Below are 19,275 nucleotides of genomic sequence, written 5' to 3' on the forward strand. Positions count from 1 at the left end.
TTGAAATGAGTAATGAAGCAACAACACCTTTGTCGATCGACGTCTGGATAAGCGCCATGGGGCGCGTGGCCGAAACATTCGGTAAACCAGCAGATCCGCTTTATCTTCGCCAGCAAATGCGCTGGTTCGAACATCAGCCGTTGCGGCGTCAGCTCGACCGGCTCAGCGGTCTGATGGGGCTTCAGGTGGGTATGGTCAGCTGGAATCAGGTGCGCTGGCGTCAGGAAGTGTTACCTGCCGTCATTACGCTGCAACAGGGTGGCATTGCGGTACTGGAAAATCTGCACGATGACGGCATGGTGGACTACTGGCTGAGCGATGGCGGCAACTTAGTGCGTTCGGCTGAACTGGTGGTGTTGCTTGAGCAAAGCACCGGTCCGGTCTTTCTGGTTGGTGTGGCACCGCGCGGGCGCGATCAGCGTATCGACCCGTTCGTTCAGCCGCATAAAAAACACTGGTTCTGGGATAACTTCCGGGGTTCCGGGCGCAAAATCGCGGAAATCTCGCTGGCCTCTATTCTCGGTAACGTGCTGGCGCTGGCGGGAATTTTGTTCTCAATGCAGGTGTATGACCGCGTTATTCCGGCGCAATCTTACCCGACCTTGTGGGTGCTGTTTTTCGGCGTGGTGCTGGCGGCGGGGATGGAATATGTCATCCGCCTGATGCGCACGCTGGTGTCGGATCTGATGGGCAAGAAAGTCGATCTGAAAGTCTCCTCGCTGTTTTTCGTGCGGGCGATGAATATCAAAAACGACGACCGGCCGAAATCCACCGGTTCCTTTATCTCTCAGTTGCGTGAAATCGATCAGGTGCGCGAACTGCTGACCTCGACCACCATCAGCGCGGCGGCGGATATGCCTTTCGTGTTGCTGTTCCTTGGCATCATGTTTTTCATCGGCGGCCCGCTGGTGATTATCCCGCTGCTGGCGATCCCGCTGATTGTCATTCCCGGCATTCTGATCCAGTGGCCGATGGCCAAACTGGCGAAAGAAGGTATGCGCGAAAGCGCACTGCGCAACGCCGTGCTGGTGGAAACCATCGAAGGCATCGAAGACATCAAAGCCTTGCAGGCGGAAGCCTATTTCCAGCGTCAGTGGGAACAGACGCACGAAGTGAGCGCGGCGGTGGGCATGAAGCAACGCGTGTGGGGCGCGCGCCTGACAGGCTGGGCCTCCACCGTGCAGCAACTGACTTACGGCGGCATGCTGGTTTTCGGCGTGTATCTGGTGCTCAGCGGCGACATCACCACCGGTACGCTGGTCGCCAGCAGCATGTTGTCATCGCGTACCATCGCACCGCTGATGCAACTGACGATGGTGTTTTCCCGCTGGCAGCATGCGAAAAGCGCCATGCGCGGGCTGGATGAACTGCTGAAAAAACCTGTTGACCGGCCAGCGGATGCGCAGTTGTCACATTGCCCGACGCTCAGCGGCCATTTCAATGTGCGTAATCTGCAATACACCTACGACAAAGAGAACGCGCCGAATGTGCTCGGTATCGGGCAACTGGAGATCAAGCCGGGCGAACGCGTGGCAATCCTCGGGAAGGTCGGTGCGGGTAAATCCACATTGCTCAAACTGCTGGCGGGGCAGGCCAGTCCGTCGCAGGGGAAAATTCTCATCGACGGCGTCGACATGACTAAAGTTGAACCGGCGGATATCCGCCGCCAGCTCGGTTATCTGTCGCAGGATTCGCGGCTGTTTTTCGGCACCTTGCGTCAGAACCTGATGCTGGGTTATCCGCACGCGACTGACCAGGAAATGCTGCAGGCGTTACGTATCAGTGGCGCGTTGTCGATGGTGCAGGCCGACGCGTCGAGCCTGGATAAAATCATTAACGAAGGCGGGCGCGGGTTGTCCGGCGGTCAGCGGCAGATGGTGATGCTGAGCCGCATGATCCTGCGTAACCCGCAGGTGGTGCTGATGGACGAACCGACCGCGTCGATGGATGAACAACTGGAAGAATACGTCATCCGTCAGTTACATGGCTGGTTGGTGGGGCGGACGCTGATTGTGGTGACGCACCGTCCGGCGTTGCTCAGGCTGGTGGACAGGATCGTCGTGATGGATAACGGGCGCGTGGTGGCTGACGGACCGCGGGATCAGATCCTCGCCAAAGTAGCCAGCACCACGCCCGCTCCGGCAGCGGCGGTCATGGACGATAAAAAACAAGGCGCAGCCTGAGCTGCTAAGGACACCGCATGGCACATCTGACATTGCATGATGAACTGGACGCCGAAAGCCGCAAAGTCTCGTGGATTATCTGGGGCACGCTGGCCAGTTTGCTGGTGTTTTTTGTCTGGGCACGTTTTGCTGTGCTGGACGAAGTAACGGTCGGTACCGGCAAAGTGACGCCATCGAGCAAAGCACAGCAAATTGACTCGCTCGATGGTGGCGTAATTTTAAAACTGATGGTGCAGGAAGGATCAGTGGTAAATCGCGGTCAGCTTCTGGCGCAGCTTGACCCGACACGTTCTCAGTCAAACTATGGCGAGGCCGCCTCCCGTGTGCGGACATTACGTGCTTCTTCTGAACGTCTGAGCGCCGAACTGACCGGCGCACCGCTGAAATTCAGCCCCGAAACCATGAAATCGCCGGAACTGGTGGCGCGTGAACGCCAGTTATATTTATCACGTAAGCAGAACCGTGATGAAACGGTGACTAACCTGCAACAGTCGCTCAGACTGGTGAACGATGAAATCAACATGACGCAACCCCTGGTGGCCAAAGGTGCGGCAGGGCAGGTCGAAGTCATTCGCCTCAAACGTCAGGCCAGCGAACTGCGCGGAAAAATCGACGATGCCACTAACCAGTACGCGGTACGTGCGCGTGAAGAGCAGGTGAAAAATAACGCCGATCTGGACGCTGAATTGCAGGTGTTGGCCGGTAAAGAAGATCAGGTGACGCGCTCTGAGCTGTATTCGCCGGTTCACGGCATTGTTAAAGACATTCAGGTTTCCACTGTCGGCGGTGTTCTGCAACCGGGTGGCAAGCTGATGGAAATCGTGCCGATTGAAGATCAGCTGCTGATCGAAACCCGCATTAACCCGCGCGACATCGCCTATATCCGCCCCGGACTGCCTGCCACGGTAAAAATCTCGGCGTACGATTCATCAATCTATGGCGATCTGGACGGTAAAGTTGAAGGTGTCTCACCGGATACGTTGCAGGATGAAGTGAAGCGCGACCAGTATTATTACCGCGTGTATGTCCGCACCGACAAAGCTTTCCTGACCAACAAAGCCGGGCGCCAGTTCCCGATCGTGCCGGGGATGGTGGCGAATGTGGATATCAAAACCGGTCAGAAAAGCGTGCTGGATTATCTGATTAAACCGTTGAATAAGGTGAAAGAATCCCTGAGGGAGAGGTAAGCAGGAGGGCGCTGCTGCTGAGGCTTTAAAGTCAACACCTTGGGCTCGCCGCCCAAACTGGCCCAGAGGACGCGTAAGCGCGCCCCCTCTGGACTCCGGCGGTATTTTAACTGCGCGCTCTGCTCGCTGACTATGTTTCAGCTGCCGCAGTGATAGCCATAAAGCTCCCTCCCCTGCGAAGGGGAGGGTTGGGGTGGGGTATTAAAGAAAAATCAGAGAGTTAAAGTAAGCTTTGACTAAGTGTTAGCCCGTAAAACCCCCTCCCAACCTCCCCCTTCGCAGGGGGAGGAGGAAAGATAAAACATTCTGTCGTTGAATTTAAGATCGTGCGGGCGATTCAGAAATCTTGCTGAACGGAGCGGCTTCGAGACCTGTGGCTCGAAGACCGAGTGAAGGCACCGCGCAGCGGCAAGATTTCCAGCCTGTCTCTGCGGCAACTGAAACATAGCCAGCACGCGATAGCGCTTGTTGAAAAGCGAAGGGAGATCCAAGAGGGAAAAAGCACTTTTCCCTCTTGGTCGGTTTCGGCGCGAAAGGCTCAGCGATAACAGTTATTGAGAAACCGAAATATTCCCGATTAAGCCTCCACGGCGAGTGAGAAACCGAAATATTCCCGATTAAGCCTTCACGGCCAGTGAAAATCCAAAATTTGCACCTTTATAAAAGGGGGGCAAGCCGCTATTGCAGCGGCTCCTGCAATCTAAACCCGGCGATAGGATCTTCAATCTCAGTCTTGCGCTTGTCCTGCCACAAATTCATCCTCGCCCGCAGCGAGCCGCTGAGTTCATCGTGAACCTGCTTCGCCGCCTCGGATTCCGGGTTCAGCTCGAGCACGAATTCCATAAATTTATCCGCGATATAACGGTTTTTCTTCACACCGGTACCGGTCAGCCAGGCCATGCCAAGGGTATAAGCGGCTTCGGCGCGATCCGGGTGTGCGGCGTTATGCAGAATTTCCGGCAGCCACACTTCTGCTGCCTGACGTTTCTCGGCATCGGAGCCATTATCCAACGCGCAACTGGCGCGATAGTAGGCGGCGGACAGGTGCCCGGCGTCTATCGCGCGCTGATACCACTGCATCGCCTGTTCATAATCCGGTTCGCCGCTCAGCCCGTCGCGCAGCGCGTTAGCGCAGGTAAACATAGCCGGAACCATGCCAGAGCGGGCGGCGCTGAGCACACAATCCATCGCATTACTGTCATTGTGATAATGCTCAGGCACATCATGGTGCCAGCCGTTGCGGTAGAAGAAATACAGCTCGTAGCAGTGAATGGCACTGCCGTGGCGCGCCATGCCGGTCATCAGAAAATGAGCGGCATCGATGTCGTCATTGATTGCCATATCATGCGCCAGCGTGACCAGATCGCTGACCGGTTGTTCATCCCCCGATTGCTGGATAAGCGACCATGCGTGTTCCATCAGCCCTTCACTTAACTCTGGCCGGGCTGGCAGTCCGTACAATCCGAATTGCAGCGCCGTCGCGGCAAACGCGACCAGCACCGGATCATTGGCCTGGCTCAGGCCGCGGGTCAGTAACTGAGTGAGTACCGGCAAACCTTCTTCATGACCGTTTGCCAGCACGGCGCGGGAAATAAACATGCGGGCAGAATGGCCCGGCATCGCCTGCGGTGAAACGGCGAACAATGCGTCATAAACGGTCAGGCCGGCCTGATCATCATCCTGCCAGTAAGCGGTACAAATCCCGGCGAGATCCAGCAGGCGGATGCGGGTTTCAGGCGTGAGGGGCTGAGCCAGTAAAGTCGCCAAACGCTGCTGGAGTTCCTGCGCCCGCGGTGATTCCCGTTCTGCAATATCGCCGGATAGCGCATCGCACAGCGCGTTCGCACGAAACTGGTTACGTTCTTCATCGCTGAATTCCGCACACAGCGGGCTGTCGATAATCAGCATCTGTTGCTCGTCGCTGCCGCCCCAGAACGCGGAATGGAATAACAGGTAGGATTCCATCGTGCCGACGTCGGCGTGACGCACGGACATCGCCATGCGCAACCAGTAATCCAGCGCTTCTTCACCGGTTTTTCGGGTTTGCTGTAACGCGGCAGGTAACATTTGCGGCCAGTGTGTGGCAGGTTCGAACCCGAGGGCGTGGATATGCGCCACCCCGGCTTGCCAGATTTCACTGTCCTGAATCGAAAACTTCTCATGCAGGGGCTTGGGGATTTCGCCAGCGAAAAGAGATTTCAGCCAGTAAGGCTCACCGAAACCCCCGCTGAGATTCATCAGATGGCGGAACGCATGAGTCGGGCGCGGGTGTAATTCGATGGCGCGTAAAAACGCCAGCACGGCGTAATCGCAACACAACTGGGCACCGAGCCACTGGTGATCTTCAATTTCATTTTCGCCCTGAGACTGGCGGATCAACCAGGCATTTTCATGCCAGACCATGCCCAGCAATACGTGAGCGTGGTAGCTCTGCGGGCATTGCTGCGCCCAGTCACTGAGAACTTCCAGCGGATTAAGTGCAGGCGATTCCGTACCGGTAAACAGAGTGGCCGGATGCATCAGCAGGCCGTAATCGCTTTGGCCTTCGCCCTGATTCTGCCAGCCACGCATCAGTGACAACAGCCACTCGTCGAGTTTTAGAAAACGGCGGGTTGCCAGAAGCATTCTGGCTTTGGATATGTTGTCGAGCTGATCCTGTTGTGGCATGAGGTTCCCTGAACGGTTGAATAAAGAAGCTGTTGCGTGGCACCGCAGTTTATCGGTCTTCCCGGCGGTGATCAGCGGGATTGGTCTGACTTTGGCTATAGTAACGGATCTGAAGTGTCGCTGACCAACAAAGCCTCTCCACAATATCGATTAATAATTTTCCGAAAATACCTTATTAATTTAATGGATTAGATATCGAATATTAAGAAAATCGAAATTCAAAAGATGGAGATAATGTGAAGTAATTATGGAGAAATACAGTCAACGGGCGAGATATAATCAATGATGAATATCACAGAGTGATATTATATCTTTGTAAATCAAAAAAAACCGGCCACAAAGGGCCGGCTGTTGTTTCCACAAAACGGGGAATGAGGGTAATTGAATAACAAATAATGATGATAGCGAGAGAGAGTATATATTATTGCTGAATGTATGATTTATCACTTAGTGCGGTAACGGGTTTAATTAATTAATTGATATATATCATTTTTTTATTAAATTAGCTTTGCGTGCTTTATTTTAACAAAAATAAACAGACGTAAATTTACGCAAAATTAATATCCTGTTACATATTCTAATATATACGTAATGTCTTCACTAATTTCGTATCATTTTCTTTCTGGATTAAAAGAATCTATATCATGAGAATGGAACTGCCATGTCGGACCAACATTTATACAGATACAAAAACGTTATGCAGATTTAAAGCGGTAAAAAAAACTGTACTTTACATTTAGTGGCACGGTCCGACACCTATCGAGGACAAAAAAATGAAAATCCGTGTTCTTTCACTCATGATCCCTGCTTTAGTGGTGGCGGGATCAGCAAGTGCGGCAGAAGTTTATAATAAAGATGGTAATAAACTGGACCTGTACGGTTTAGTGGATGGCTTGCACTACTTCTCTAACGACAAAGGTTCTGATGGCGATCAGAGCTACATCCGCCTTGGTTTCAAAGGCGAAACCCAGATTACTGATCAACTGACGGGTTACGGCCAATGGGAATATCAGGTTCAGGCTAATCAGGCTGAAAGCTCTGATGACGGTGACCGCGCATTTACCCGTTATGGTTTTGCAGGTCTGAAATTTGGCGACATGGGTTCATTCGACTACGGTCGTAACAACGGCGTGATGTATGACGTTGCCGCCTGGACCGACATGCAGCCTGAGTTCGATGGTTCCACTTATGGTGCTGACCAGTTCCTTTATCAGCGTACCAACGGCGTGGCAACTTACCGCAACGACAATTTCTTTGGTCTGGTCGATGGCCTGCACTTTGCCCTGCAATATCAGGGTAAAAACGACAGCGGCGGCGGCGAACCAGGTACCCGTGATGTGCTGACACAGAACGGCGACGGTTACGGTATGTCGCTGAGCTACGATATTGGCGCGGGCGTCAGCGTAGCGGGTGCCTTCTTCAACTCTGACCGTACTGACGAGCAGAACTCTGCACCGGGTATCATGGGCGACGGTAAAAAAGCCGAAGGCTACACTGGTGGTCTGAAATATGACGCGAATAACGTCTATCTGGCTGCGATGTTTACCCAGGCTTACAACGCTTCCCGCTTCGGTTCCACCGATTCAGAAGCTTACGGTTATGCTAACGAATCCCAGGCATTTGAAGCCTATGCAAGTTATCAGTTCGATTTCGGTTTGCGTCCGTTCGTAGCTTATAACCAAACCCGCGGTAAAGATTTAGGTTCAGACCGTCTGGGTAATAACTACCAGGATCAGGATCTGGTTAAATTTGTTGACCTCGGTGCGACTTACTACTTCAACAAAAACATGTCAGCCTACGTTGACTATAAAATTAACCTGATCGACAGCAGCACCTTCACCGACAACGCTGGCATCAATACCGATGACGTGACGGCGGTAGGTCTGGTGTATCAGTTCTAAGCGTGCCTTTCTCAGACACAGAATAGCGCTTAGCAGTAAAGAATAAGCAGTAAAAGAACGCGGCCTCTGATGGCCGCGTTTTTTGTGAGTTTCTGACAGCTTCAGGCAGATTTCTGATGGATGAGATGCAGCGGGGGAGAGACATCAAGTTTGATGTCAGGGTTCTGGCGGAATTCATGTGGCGTTATGTTGAAACGCTTGCGGAACATGTAGGTGAAATGCGATTGCGAACCAAAACCGAAATCCATAGCAATGTCAAAAATCGGGGTTTCACTGCTGCTCAGCTGATAAACAGCACTCGCCAGACGGCGTTCCCTGATGTACTTCCCCAGAGAAATGCCTGTCGATTCTTTGAACAGTTTTTGCATGTGCCAGAGCGAATAGCCTGAATACTCAGCCAGTTCTTCAAGATGGATCACACGACCAAGATGGCCTTCAATCCATTTGCTGAGTGCGCAGACGATAGCGATATGAATGTCTTGAGCCATAACCAGTCTGTATTAAGGTTGAATATCGCTATTATACACGAGTTCGCCAGGTTGGCGTGGCAGCTGTTGCTCAGAGATGTTCAGGGGGGGCAGACAATAATGGCCCGGTGGGCAGGACTGTAATGACAGCCGCGCGGGCCATGTTTTAACGCAACAGGATCCAGTGGATCAAACGGGCGATGCCATCGTCCACCACGACTATCCCGACGAGAATAAGAACAATCAAAACCACAAAGTTCTTACCGGTTGGCAAAATGATGTCTCCCTTTATCCCTTTTCAGGGAACGGAACTCAGTTACCAGGGGCTGCTGCCCTGCATATTCAGTGCAATCACACCCAGACAAACCGCAACAAAGATCAAAAATACGATAAGAAGCCGTTTCATTCTTTTTTTTACAGAGCTTGCGCTCTTCCTCCACAGTGAGTCAGCCAGCAATTTCTTTAGCCACAAACACTGCGAACGTTAACCGCTTATTTCTGCGAGATCCAGTCTGTCAGAAATTTTTCATCTTTTTGCTCGCGTTTGATTAACCGTCTGTGGCCGGGCGACGTACCAGATCGGTTTTCTGCCCGCCATTAATCACCGTCGTTGGTGGCGTTTCCGGCACCAGCGCATCCGGCGCAATGTTCATGTGGTTAAGGATTTCGCCCATAATCTGCCCGAAAATCGGGCCTGCAACCGAACCACCGAAGTGCTTGCCCGCTTGCGGATTATTGACCATCACCACCAGTGCAACACGCGGATTACTGGCAGGCGCAACACCGGCGGTGTAGTTGATGTAACCGCCGTCGTATTTGCCACTGGCTCCCATTTTTTCCGCCGTACCGGTTTTAATCGCCAGACGGTATCCCGGCACCGCAGCGCTGAGGCCGGAGCCGCCGGGCAGGGCGTCACTTTCCATCATATGAATCACGGTTCTGACCACGTCAGCCGACATCACACGGGTACCAAGCACCGGCGGCGTGACTTTGGTTATCGACAGCGGGCGGTAAATACCTTCGGCACCAATCGTGGCGTATTCACGGGCGATTTGCAGTGGCGTGACGCGCAGGCCGTAGCCAAAGGAGAAGGTAGCGCGCTCGATATCAGCCCAGCGGTCACGGTGGAGCGGGAAATAACCACTGCTTTCGCCACCGATACCCAGATCTGTCGGTTTGCCCAAACCAAAGGACTGATAAAGCTGAACCAGTACACTGGCAGGCATCGCCAGCGCAATGTGCGACACCGCAATGTCACTGGATTTTTGCAAGATACCGGTGATGGTCAGCGCTGGCCAATGACCAACGTCGCGGATCAGGTGGCCGTTAACGGTATACGGATGGGTATCGAGAACGGAATCCGGACGGATCATATGGCGGTTCAGACCCGCCATCACCACCAGCGGTTTGACCGTCGAACCCGGTTCGAAACTGTCGCTGATCGCCACATTTCGCATGTCTTTTGCCTGAACACCGGCATAGTTATTGGGATTATAGGACGGATAGGACGCCATCCCTAAAATCTCACCGGTATTCACATCCACCAGAACAGCAGCACCGGATTCAGCCTGGTTAAGCGTAACGCCATCGCGCAGCCGCGAGTACAAAACGTACTGCATAAAACTGTCGATACTCAGGTTGATGGTGGGCGGCTGTTGTGGCGCGACTTCTTTCAGGATGCCGATCACATTGCCATGGCGATCCTGACGGTATTCGCGCATGCCCGGTTTGCCCTGCAGCAGAGCATTAAAGCCTTTTTCAACGCCTGTCAGACCTTCATTATCTGTCCCGACGACGCCGACCAGATTTGCTGCGGCTTCACTCATCGGGTAATAACGGCTGTCATCGAGCTGACTGCTGATGCCGCCGAGGTGCAGCTGGCTGATATCTGCGGCGATGCCTTCTTCTATTTTGCGGCCGAGATAGACGAAGCGGCGTTGAGGATCACTGGTGATGGTTTGCTGGAGCTGCGAAAGTGGCATATTCAGCGCGGAAGCCAGATATTGCCACTTCGGACTGTTCAGGTCGCTGTGCAATTCCAGCACACGGAACGGATCGGCGATAATGTCTTTTGAGGCGACGCTCAGCGCCAGCGGATGGCCGTTACGATCAACAATAGTGCCGCGCCCGGCAGGGATGACAGTGGAACGCAACGAGCGGGAGTCGGCTTCTTTTTCCAGCATTGGCTGGTTGAGCAATTGCAGGTAGCCCACCCGGCCGAGCAGAAGCGCCAGACAACAGACAATACCGAGACAAATCAGCGCAAAGCGCTTGGTGTAGAAATTAGGTTGGGCGCTGGATTTTTTTAGGCTCGGTGGCATGGCGGTTTCGCAAAGTCATTGGCGCGTGTGAAGCGAAAAGCGAAGGTGCGGGAACAATGTACCGGATGAAATCACCCAGGTCTGTACCTCATTCTGTGCAACTCATCGCTCTGATTGATAATGAATTTCGTATAACCCGCACATCTTATATTAAGCCATAGCGATGGATTGTTTATTTCAATTGCTCTTTGTAAGTAAGTGCAACGGCAAGGTGGATTTTTACTCCACAGCGAGCCACTCATCGGCTTCTTCGAACATTTCCTCTAACATTTGGTTTAACTGCGAACGTTCCTGCTTGCTGGCACCGTGGGTATTCAGCCCGTTAGCCTGCATCGGTTTTACTTTTACTTCCGCGTCAGGAAACAGACGGTGTACCCGTTTAACCAGTTCCGCTTCAATCTTTTCACTGGCATTGGGGATGCCGGAGACATTCCGTTTGTCAAAAATCAGTTCGACCCGCATAACTTTCCTCATAAAAGACAGGGAGAAATAACTGTTGAAATATACAGTCTTATTTGTGCGGGTCCAAGTGATTTTTAGTCTGTTCTCTGCATAACGCCGCGCCCGATGAGACGCTGACGATCGTGAGGGCGGCGCAGATCAAGCTGCGGACCTGCCGGAACGATACCTGTCGGATTCAGCCATAAAATACCGTAGTAACCTTGTTTGATATGCGCCAGGTTTACCGTGTCGCTGACCCCCGGCCACTGATAGAGTTCACGCAAATAATTTGAAAGATTTCGATAGTCTTCAATACGGCGAATATTACATTTGAAGGCACCGTGATACGCGCTGTCGAAACGCACCAGAGTGACGAACAGACGCCAGTCGGCTTCGGTAATATATTCACCGGCCATGTACCGGTGGGTGTTTAAATGCGCCTCAAGGGTATCGAGCGTGCCGAACAGTTGGGTCACGGCGGCGTTATAGCTTGCCTGAGTCTTCGCAAAGCCTGTCTTGTACACACCGTTGTTGACGTCGTGATAAATCACTTCATTCCAGCGGTCGATGTCTTCGCGCAGGGCAGCAGGATAAAAGTTATCCCGATTTCCGGTCAGTGCATCAAACGTATGGTTAAGAATGCGGATAATGTCAGCCGATTCATTATTGATGATACGTCCTTCGCGACGGTCCCACAGTACGGGCACGGATACTTTGCCGGTATAGTGTGCATCGCTGGCGGTATAGAGCTGATGGATGTAACGCACCTGCTCAATCTTTTCGCCTGCATCCTGCGGCGTGTCGAACGTCCAGCCATTTTCACCAATCACTGGCTGAGCAACGGATACCTGAATGAATTTTTCCAGCCCTTTCAGATGGCGGAAAATTAACGTGCGCGAGGCCCACGGACACAAATAAGAGACGAAAAGCTGATACCGTCCGGCTTCCGGCTCAAGATGTGTCTGGCGAAAGGCAGTTTCCTCACGATGAAATGCCCCGTTTTTTATTTCTTCTTTCGCGACGTCGCCGCTTACCCATTTTCCGTTGACCAGTCCCGCCACGATGGTTGCACTCCGCTCATTTTTTTAGAAAGTTATCAGAATATAGGGTCCACCGTAACGGTTTCAGGCTGCGCTATAAACGACATTATTTTCAAGAAGAAGGTCAAATAATTTGATAGGGGAAAATGGGCGTGGCCCAATAAAAAAGCCAACCGGTCAGGGTTGGCTTTCATTTTTGCGCTAACGGCGAATGTCAGTTTGCCAGGAAGCGTTTTTCATCTGTCAGCACCTGAAGCAGCAAGCCAAGCTCGGGTTTCTGATCTTTAATCCGCTTGCCGTTAATGTCAAAAGCGCGGTAATCCCCGTTATTTTCCAGTTCCAGCGTCTGGTCCGGGGTGGTGATCACCAGCGTACCGTCGTCGCTGGTCGTGACCCAGTTATGACGACGCTTCGCAGCGAACAAATCTTCGCCCTGCGAGTAATCCGCCGGGGCCGTAGTGACGTGCAACAGGCGCTGCATCAGCGTGGTCATCACATCGGCATGATCCGTCAGCTTATCGATATTCTGCGCCGGTGTGCCCGGCCAGTGAATGATCAGCGGAACCTGCAACTGGCGGCGGTTCATCGAGTTACCTGACCCCCAGGTGCCATTCTCGTTGAATTCAATACCGTGTGAGGCGGTAATGACCACCACAGTTTTCTCCAGCTCTCCGCGGTCTTTTAACGATTGCAGGATGGCCTTGATTTGATCATCCACGCCCAGTGCACCGTTCTGATAGCGACGAATAAAGGTGTTACCGGTTGGCACACTGGCCCCGTCCTGACGCAATGCACTGCTGATGCCGTTCAGGTTCACGTAGGAGAACCACGGTCCGTTGCCAAGGCCATTCAGCCATTGTTGCCATTGATAAACGGTTTGCTGGTCAGTCTGTTTGACTGGCGGCGGCAAGGTGAAATCGGTCAGTAATGCCTGGCGGTACAGCGGGCTGTTAAAACCGTCTGAGGCAAATAAACCAAATTCGTAACCTTGTTGCTCCAGCGATGTCACCAGCGCAGAAGGTTTACGCGCCGCCAGAATCCCCTGCATATAGCTTGGCGAAATCCCGTAGAACAGGCCGAACTGCCCGGTGTCATTACGGTTTCCGGAACTGAAATGCTGATCAAAACGAATGTTATGTTTGGCAAAATCACTCAGTGCTGGCATGTCTTTATCCAGCGTGGCGGTATGGGCACCGTCGAGTACCACCATCAGCAAATTATACTTCGACCCGGTTTTCGCGAAGCTGAGGCTATTCAGCGGATATTCCACGGCCAGCGCTTCAGGGTTGCCTTGTTCGATCAGCCGTTTCTGGTATTCACCGGCATTCAGCAAGCCGTGTTTTTCAAGGAATTTGCGTGCCGTCATCGGATACGACAGCGGAAGATTCGCGCGCTGCATAGTGATCGGGCGATAGAAGTTGGCATCCGCCCAGATATACATCAGATGCGAAGCAAAGAAACTGGCAATGAACAGCACGACAATCGGTTTGGCGAAATTACGGCGGTTCAGGCTGCGCAGCTTTTGCCACGCCCAGGTACCAAACAGCATTTCGAGCAGGAATATCACCGGCACAGCAATAAACATCAGCTGCCAGTCGCGGGCCATCTCGCCCTGAACGGGATTGACCACCAGTTCCCACACAACCGGATTAATATGCAGGTGGAAACGGGTAAAGACTTCGGTATCGACCAGGAGCAGGGTCAGCCCGGCAGTAGCCAGGATAGCGGATAAGAACCGCAGCAGGCGTTGTGACATCACCACGAAGGTGAGCGGGAAGATGATCAGTAAATATGCCGAGAAACCGATAAAACTGAAATGCCCAAGCCAGCTGACCAGCGCGTAAATACGCCCCTGCAATGAAGAAGGCCAGTCAGAAACAAACAGGTAGCGGCTGCCGATCCCAAGAATGAGCAGGATATTAAACAGGGCGAACCAGTGGCCCCAGCTGATCATCTGGGATACTTTTTCGCGATAGCGCTGACGATTTGTCACCATGAGAGGGTTTGGGCAAGTTGTGAATTAATGGGCTTTATCTTCTCTTATCGACGCTTGCAACGCTTTCGCAAAGGACTGCGACAAGGCTTTGCGCTGTGCAGGAGCGACGCTGGTATTAATAAGGTTTGTCACCATATTGCCCAGAACCATCAGAGACAGGTCTGTCGGGGCGCGGTGTTTTTCCAGAACTGTCGCCAGCTCGGAAAGGAGCTGTTCAACGTGTTCGTCACTGTAACGGGATGATTGTGCCATAGAGTATTGTGCTTCTTGATCCGACAAAGTCCAATATCTTAGCGTATCACGCCTCTGTTTTCCGCATTTTTATAACCCCTTCACACTTCGGGTTGCAGATGCGTTGACTGCACTCAGTCACCCGAATCACTTACCGGCGTAAGCTCATCGGGATTTCTTCGTTTGCCGCCTTCCTGCAACACGAATTATTTTGGGTTTTTTCTCGCATCAAACTCTTATTTCTAAGGCATGAGCGGTTGCGGCTTTGACGCTTCGGTGTTTGAATACGCCCCGCAGACAAACCCTTCTTACACGGCTGCAATTCTTACAGGAGAAAATCCCCATGAGTCTGGATCTCGAGCAGATCGCTCTGCACCAGTTGAACAAACGTGATGAGCAAACGCTGGATGTTGTGCTGCGTGATACGCTTCTGACGCCCAATGCTGCCGTTGATGAAATGATGGCAGAACTGCACCGCGTCTACAGTGCAAAAAGCAAAGCGTACGGTCTGTTCAATGAAGACAGCGAGCTGGCAGTCGCATTACGCAGTTGCCGCAAAGGGGACGACGATTTCCTGTCATTCAGCCGCGCTGCCACTGGCCGTCTGCGTGACGAACTGGCGAAATACCCGTTTGCCGAAGGCGGCGTGGTGCTTTTCTGTCATTACCGCTTCCTGGCAGTCGAATATTTACTGGTTGCCGTGCTGAACAGCCGCAGCAGTATGCGCGTCAATGAACAGCTGGATGTCAGCAGCATTCATTATCTCGACATCAATCATGCGGATATTGTGGCGCGTATTGATCTGACGGAATGGGAAACCAATCCGGAATCGACCCGTTACCTCACCTTCCTGAAAGGCCGGGTAGGGCGCAAAGTCTCTGACTTCTTTATGGATTTCCTCGGCGCATCCGAAGGTCTGGATACCAAGGCGCAGAACCGTGGCCTGCTGCAGGCGGTTGATGATTTCTGTACCGAAGCGCAGCTCGATAAAAACGAGCGTCAGAATTACCGTCAGCAGGTTTATACCTACTGCAACGAGCAACTGCAGGCGGGCGAGGAGATCGCGCTGGATGATCTGTCCGAAGAACTGCCGCCGTGGAATGACAAGAAATTTAAAGAATTTACCCAGGAGCAGGGCTATCAGCTGGAAGAAACCTTCCCGGCCGACCGCAGCACCTTGCGTCAGCTGACCAAATTCGCTGGCAGCGGCGGCGGTCTGAGCATCAATTTTGATGCCATGCTAATGGGCGAACGCATTTTCTGGGATCCGGCGACCGATACGCTGACCATTAAAGGCACACCGCCGAATCTGCGGGATCAATTGCAGCGCAAAGCGGGCAATAAATAATCGCACCCTCCCCTGCGAAGGGGAGGGTTGGGGTGGGGTATTAAAGCAAAATCAAGATGTTGAAGTGTGCTTTAGAAAAGGGTATTAGCCCTTAAAACCCCCACCCAACCTCCCCCTTCGCAGGGGGAGGAGCAAATCAGAATAGCGCCCAATAAAAAACGCCGCATAAGCGGCGTTTTTTATTTGTTCTCGCACGGCGTCCCGATGCGCAACAACTCAGTCAGCGATTAAACGCGAACGAAGTCGATGTGAGCCAGTTTTGGCTTGAACGGGTGACGCTGTACAGCCTGAACTTTAACTTTGGTTTCTTTACCGTCGATAACCAGAGTAATTGCTTCAGAGTAGAACTCCGCTTTAACTTCCAGATTCTTGACAGAATCGTGGTCCAGTTTGATAGAAACCGGAGCAGCTGAGCCACCGTAAACGATAGCTGGGAATTTGTTTGCTGTACGCAGGCGGCGGCTCGCACCTTTGCCCTGCTCGTCCTGTGGACGTACTTCTACATTGATAGTGATCATTGTATGTTTCTCGATTAGAACTACTTCTAAAATGTGCCCCGCCACCTGCGACCGAGTGACGAGTTGAGTACTGCGGCTTTCACACAAGGCGAAAGCGGGCGGTATGATACCGGAGTCGGCGCGCAGCAACAATGAATAATTACCGATTTGGTCATCCCTGTTACCCGCGCAGTTCGTTAGCGCGCCGGTAGCGGCCTTCATAATCAAACATTTTTTCCCGCACCTGCCAGAACTGGCCTTTCATGCGCGCCACCACAAAATCCGGATGACGCAATAAAATCTGCTGCGCGACGATATCCGCGGCGGTATTCCATTCCAGCGGTACGCCCGGCGCGCGCTGGTGCGGACGCAGGAAGTTATGCAGAAACGCCATGCGCTGGGCAGGCGTCGTCAGGCGAAAGCGCTCGGAAACGTCAGCACCGTCTTCATCGTAATAAGTAATCTTCAGCCATTCGCCTTTGTCGTCGCGCCCGTTTTGCAGATTCATACCACCACAGCGCAGCACCAGCGCATCTTTCAGGCGCAGCGCGGCTTTCAGCATATCATCGGGATCGACCAGAATTTCCTGACACTGATGACAACGCCGTGCGGCGATATCGTTCTCGGCGCCACAGTGCGGACAGCTTTTAAAGCGAAAGCGGAAATCACATTGCTCGCGATTGCCTTCATCATCTTCCAGCACGCCCTGACAACGGCGGCCAAAATGCTCGATGACTGTGCCGTCTTCGGTGGTTTTTCCCCAGAAAATATTGGCGAAACCGCAGGCCGGGCAGAACACCTGCACCGGTTTGTTATCGCCCGCCGGTTTATGGCTGCCGACTTCCGGCGTAAACAGGTCATGCGGGTTTCCGGCGTAATCGAGGATCAGGCAATCCGTTTTGCCCGGTGCGAGCCGCAGCCCGCGTCCGACAATTTGCTGATACAGACTGACGGATTCGGTCGGGCGCAGGATGGCGATAAGATCCACATGCGGTGCGTCAAAGCCGGTAGTCAGCACCGATACATTCACCAGATAGCGTAACTGCTGCGCTTTAAACGCGGTAATCAGCCTGTCCCGTTCCACCGCGTGTGTTTGTGCGCTGATCAGCGCCGCTTCGCCTTTCGGCAGCAGACCGAAAATTTCACCGGCGTGTTCCACCGTCGAGGCAAAAATCATCACCCCTTTGCGGTCCTGTGCGAACTCAATAATCTGGCTGATGATGTGCGGCGTGATGCGCTTTTGCTGGCGCAATTCGTCATTCAGATCGGCTTCACTGAACAGACCATTACTGCTGGCCTGCAGGCGGCTGAAATCGTAACTGACTACCGGCATATCGAGCCGTTCCGGCGGTACCAGAAAGCCGTTTTTAATCATGTAACGCAATGGCAGTTCATAGATGCAGTCGCGGAACAGGCTGCTGGCATCGCCGCGTACAATGCCCTGATGGTGATACTGATAAATCCAGCCCTTGCCCAAACGGTAGGGCGTGGCGGTCAGGCCGAGCAGCCGCAGGCGCGGGTTTTGTGCTTTGAGATGGCCGATGATTTGCTGATACTGACTGTTGTCATCGTCGGAGATACGGTGGCATTCATCGACAATCAGCAGGGAAAACTCACCGCTGAACTCCGACAGGTTAGGCGCGACGGACTGCACGCTGCCAAATACCACTTTGCCGCTGCTTTGCTTGAGATTCAGACCGGCTGCGAAGATATCGGCTTCCAGCCCGTAAGAAAGGTATTTGCTGTGGTTTTGCGCCACCAGTTCTTTGACGTGGGCGAGCACCAGCACACGCCCGCGGGCAACGCGCGCCAGTTCGGCAATCACCAGACTTTTTCCCGCGCCGGTCGGCAGCACAATCACAGCCGGTTCGTCGTGCTGGCGAAAATGACGCAGCGTGGCATCCACGGCATCTTGCTGGTAAGGGCGGAGGGTAAAAACAGTCACGCGATGATCACCTGTTCGTTATTGAGTTAACTTACCTGTTTATAAAAACAGTAATGCAGTATGCCAAGAAATCCGGCTGATGGCGATGAGCAAAGAAATCGCCCGCTGTGAATGTTTAGCCTGCTTATTTTCCTTCTTCCTTGCAGGATGCACGGCTATACTAATGCGCTCAATGCGGCAGTATTTCTGCCCCCCCGAAGTAATAATAACTCTTTGCAATTATTACGAACCGAACAACCCTGAACCCTGTCAGTTGCTGTATTGCGACGGCGGGGTCTTGTGTTTTATCAGTAACGCGATCACTCAGATCGCCATGAAGGCAAGTCGATCCAATGCGTCTGGACAAGTTTCTCTCTCAGCAATTAGGCGTAAGCCGCGCGCTGGTTTTGCGCGAACTGCGTAACAAACGTGTCACCGTAGACGGTGAAATCGTCAAAACCGGCTCAATGAAAATCAGCCCTGAACAACGCGTCGAGTTTGATGGCAATGTGCTGGATCAAATCACCGGCCCGCGTTATTTCATGCTCAACAAACCGCAGGGATACGTGTGTTCTACCGATGATCCGGATCACCCGACCGTGCTGTATTTCCTCGAAGAACCCGTTGCCTACAAACTGCATGCCGCGGGGCGTCTGGATATCGACACCACCGGTCTGGTGCTGATGACCGACGACGGTCAGTGGTCACACCGCATCACCTCGCCGCGTCATCACTGCGAAAAAACCTATCTGGTGACGCTCGAACATCCGCTGGCTGACGACACCGCTGCGCAGTTTGAGGCCGGTGTGCAGTTGCATAACGAAGATTCCCTGACCAAACCGGCACAGCTCGAAAAAATCGAAGACTGTCTGGTGCGTCTCACCCTCAGCGAAGGCCGTTACCATCAGGTAAAACGCATGTTTGCCGCCGTCGGTAACCGTGTGGTTGCGTTGCACCGTGAACGTATCGGCGAGATTGTGATGGATGAAGATTTAGAACCGGGTCAGTACCGTCCGTTAACTGAGCAGGAAGTGGCCAGCGTTGGCGTTCCTTCGCGATAGTTTTTTCGATA

14 protein-coding genes are annotated in these 19,275 nt (G+C 52.9%); 5 read left to right on the forward strand and 9 right to left on the reverse strand.

The window, feature by feature from the left end:
• Positions 1–5: 5 nt before the first annotated feature.
• Positions 6–2,183, forward strand: coding sequence for a type I secretion system permease/ATPase (locus LC431_RS17040; protein WP_013574624.1), 2,178 nt, complete (start codon positions 6–8; stop codon positions 2,181–2,183).
• A 17-nt stretch (positions 2,184–2,200) separates the two neighbouring features.
• On the forward strand, positions 2,201–3,370 hold the full coding sequence (locus LC431_RS17045) for an HlyD family efflux transporter periplasmic adaptor subunit (protein ID WP_223510117.1): 1,170 nt from the start codon (positions 2,201–2,203) through the stop codon (positions 3,368–3,370).
• Positions 3,371–4,048: 678 nt separating this feature from the next.
• On the opposite strand, the gene LC431_RS17050 is transcribed toward LC431_RS17045, so the two are convergent.
• Positions 4,049–6,037: a DUF4034 domain-containing protein gene (locus LC431_RS17050; RefSeq protein WP_217244219.1), complete on the reverse strand. Its 1,989-nt coding sequence runs from the start codon at positions 6,035–6,037 to the stop codon at positions 4,049–4,051.
• 773 nt (positions 6,038–6,810) lie between these two features.
• Between LC431_RS17050 and ompC the strand changes: the two genes are divergently transcribed.
• Positions 6,811–7,938: a porin OmpC gene (ompC, locus tag LC431_RS17055; protein ID WP_013574627.1), complete on the forward strand. Its 1,128-nt coding sequence runs from the start codon at positions 6,811–6,813 to the stop codon at positions 7,936–7,938.
• A gap of 101 nt (positions 7,939–8,039) precedes the next feature.
• Here the strand turns inward: ompC and LC431_RS17060 are convergent, their stop codons facing one another.
• The 6 genes from LC431_RS17060 to LC431_RS17085 form a co-directional block, all read right to left on the reverse strand.
• Complete coding sequence (locus LC431_RS17060; protein WP_013574628.1) at positions 8,040–8,426, reverse strand: helix-turn-helix domain-containing protein; 387 nt, start codon at positions 8,424–8,426, stop codon at positions 8,040–8,042.
• 527 nt (positions 8,427–8,953) lie between these two features.
• On the reverse strand, positions 8,954–10,726 hold the full coding sequence (locus tag LC431_RS17065) for a penicillin-binding transpeptidase domain-containing protein (RefSeq protein ID WP_013574629.1): 1,773 nt from the start codon (positions 10,724–10,726) through the stop codon (positions 8,954–8,956).
• Positions 10,727–10,945: 219 nt separating this feature from the next.
• Complete coding sequence (locus LC431_RS17070) at positions 10,946–11,188, reverse strand: DinI family protein (RefSeq protein ID WP_013574630.1); 243 nt, start codon at positions 11,186–11,188, stop codon at positions 10,946–10,948.
• A gap of 74 nt (positions 11,189–11,262) precedes the next feature.
• Positions 11,263–12,228: a glutathione S-transferase family protein gene (locus LC431_RS17075; RefSeq protein WP_013574631.1), complete on the reverse strand. Its 966-nt coding sequence runs from the start codon at positions 12,226–12,228 to the stop codon at positions 11,263–11,265.
• A 193-nt stretch (positions 12,229–12,421) separates the two neighbouring features.
• Complete coding sequence (yejM, locus tag LC431_RS17080) at positions 12,422–14,203, reverse strand: LPS biosynthesis-modulating metalloenzyme YejM (RefSeq protein ID WP_223510118.1); 1,782 nt, start codon at positions 14,201–14,203, stop codon at positions 12,422–12,424.
• Between the two features lie 24 nt (positions 14,204–14,227).
• Positions 14,228–14,455, reverse strand: a complete 228-nt coding sequence (locus LC431_RS17085) for a YejL family protein (protein ID WP_015696497.1) — start codon at positions 14,453–14,455, stop codon at positions 14,228–14,230.
• 322 nt (positions 14,456–14,777) lie between these two features.
• Here LC431_RS17085 and yejK point away from each other — a divergent pair, with 322 nt between their 5' ends.
• Positions 14,778–15,782: a nucleoid-associated protein YejK gene (gene yejK, locus LC431_RS17090; RefSeq protein ID WP_013574634.1), complete on the forward strand. Its 1,005-nt coding sequence runs from the start codon at positions 14,778–14,780 to the stop codon at positions 15,780–15,782.
• A 227-nt stretch (positions 15,783–16,009) separates the two neighbouring features.
• Here yejK and rplY read toward each other — a convergent pair whose 3' ends face one another.
• Positions 16,010–16,300: a 50S ribosomal protein L25 gene (gene rplY, locus LC431_RS17095; RefSeq protein WP_013574635.1), complete on the reverse strand. Its 291-nt coding sequence runs from the start codon at positions 16,298–16,300 to the stop codon at positions 16,010–16,012.
• Between the two features lie 160 nt (positions 16,301–16,460).
• A complete protein-coding gene (locus LC431_RS17100; RefSeq protein WP_223510119.1) occupies positions 16,461–18,224 on the reverse strand; it encodes a DEAD/DEAH box helicase in 1,764 nt (587 codons plus the stop codon).
• Positions 18,225–18,556: 332 nt separating this feature from the next.
• On the opposite strand from LC431_RS17100, the gene rsuA reads away from it, so the two are divergent.
• Entirely contained in the window at positions 18,557–19,264 is a 708-nt protein-coding gene (gene rsuA / locus LC431_RS17105; RefSeq protein WP_013574637.1) for a 16S rRNA pseudouridine(516) synthase RsuA, read from the forward strand.
• The last annotated feature ends 11 nt before the right edge of the window (positions 19,265–19,275 follow it).

The sequence above is a fragment of the Rahnella sp. GSA61A genome (assembly GCF_019969905.1).
Taxonomy (GTDB): Bacteria; Pseudomonadota; Gammaproteobacteria; order Enterobacterales; family Enterobacteriaceae; genus Rahnella; species Rahnella aceris.

What these genes read in the sequence shown, in the direction of transcription:
- LC431_RS17040 (WP_013574624.1), top strand. Translation starts at nt 6, where the DNA reads ATGAGTAATGAAGCAACAACACCTTTGTCGATCGACGTCTGGATAAGC.
- LC431_RS17045 (WP_223510117.1), top strand. Translation starts at nt 2,201, where the DNA reads ATGGCACATCTGACATTGCATGATGAACTGGACGCCGAAAGCCGCAAA.
- LC431_RS17050 (WP_217244219.1), bottom strand. Translation starts at nt 6,037, where the DNA reads ATGCCACAACAGGATCAGCTCGACAACATATCCAAAGCCAGAATGCTT.
- ompC (WP_013574627.1), top strand. Translation starts at nt 6,811, where the DNA reads ATGAAAATCCGTGTTCTTTCACTCATGATCCCTGCTTTAGTGGTGGCG.
- LC431_RS17060 (WP_013574628.1), bottom strand. Translation starts at nt 8,426, where the DNA reads ATGGCTCAAGACATTCATATCGCTATCGTCTGCGCACTCAGCAAATGG.
- LC431_RS17065 (WP_013574629.1), bottom strand. Translation starts at nt 10,726, where the DNA reads ATGCCACCGAGCCTAAAAAAATCCAGCGCCCAACCTAATTTCTACACC.
- LC431_RS17070 (WP_013574630.1), bottom strand. Translation starts at nt 11,188, where the DNA reads ATGCGGGTCGAACTGATTTTTGACAAACGGAATGTCTCCGGCATCCCC.
- yejM (WP_223510118.1), bottom strand. Translation starts at nt 14,203, where the DNA reads ATGGTGACAAATCGTCAGCGCTATCGCGAAAAAGTATCCCAGATGATC.
- LC431_RS17085 (WP_015696497.1), bottom strand. Translation starts at nt 14,455, where the DNA reads ATGGCACAATCATCCCGTTACAGTGACGAACACGTTGAACAGCTCCTT.
- yejK (WP_013574634.1), top strand. Translation starts at nt 14,778, where the DNA reads ATGAGTCTGGATCTCGAGCAGATCGCTCTGCACCAGTTGAACAAACGT.
- rplY (WP_013574635.1), bottom strand. Translation starts at nt 16,300, where the DNA reads ATGATCACTATCAATGTAGAAGTACGTCCACAGGACGAGCAGGGCAAA.
- rsuA (WP_013574637.1), top strand. Translation starts at nt 18,557, where the DNA reads ATGCGTCTGGACAAGTTTCTCTCTCAGCAATTAGGCGTAAGCCGCGCG.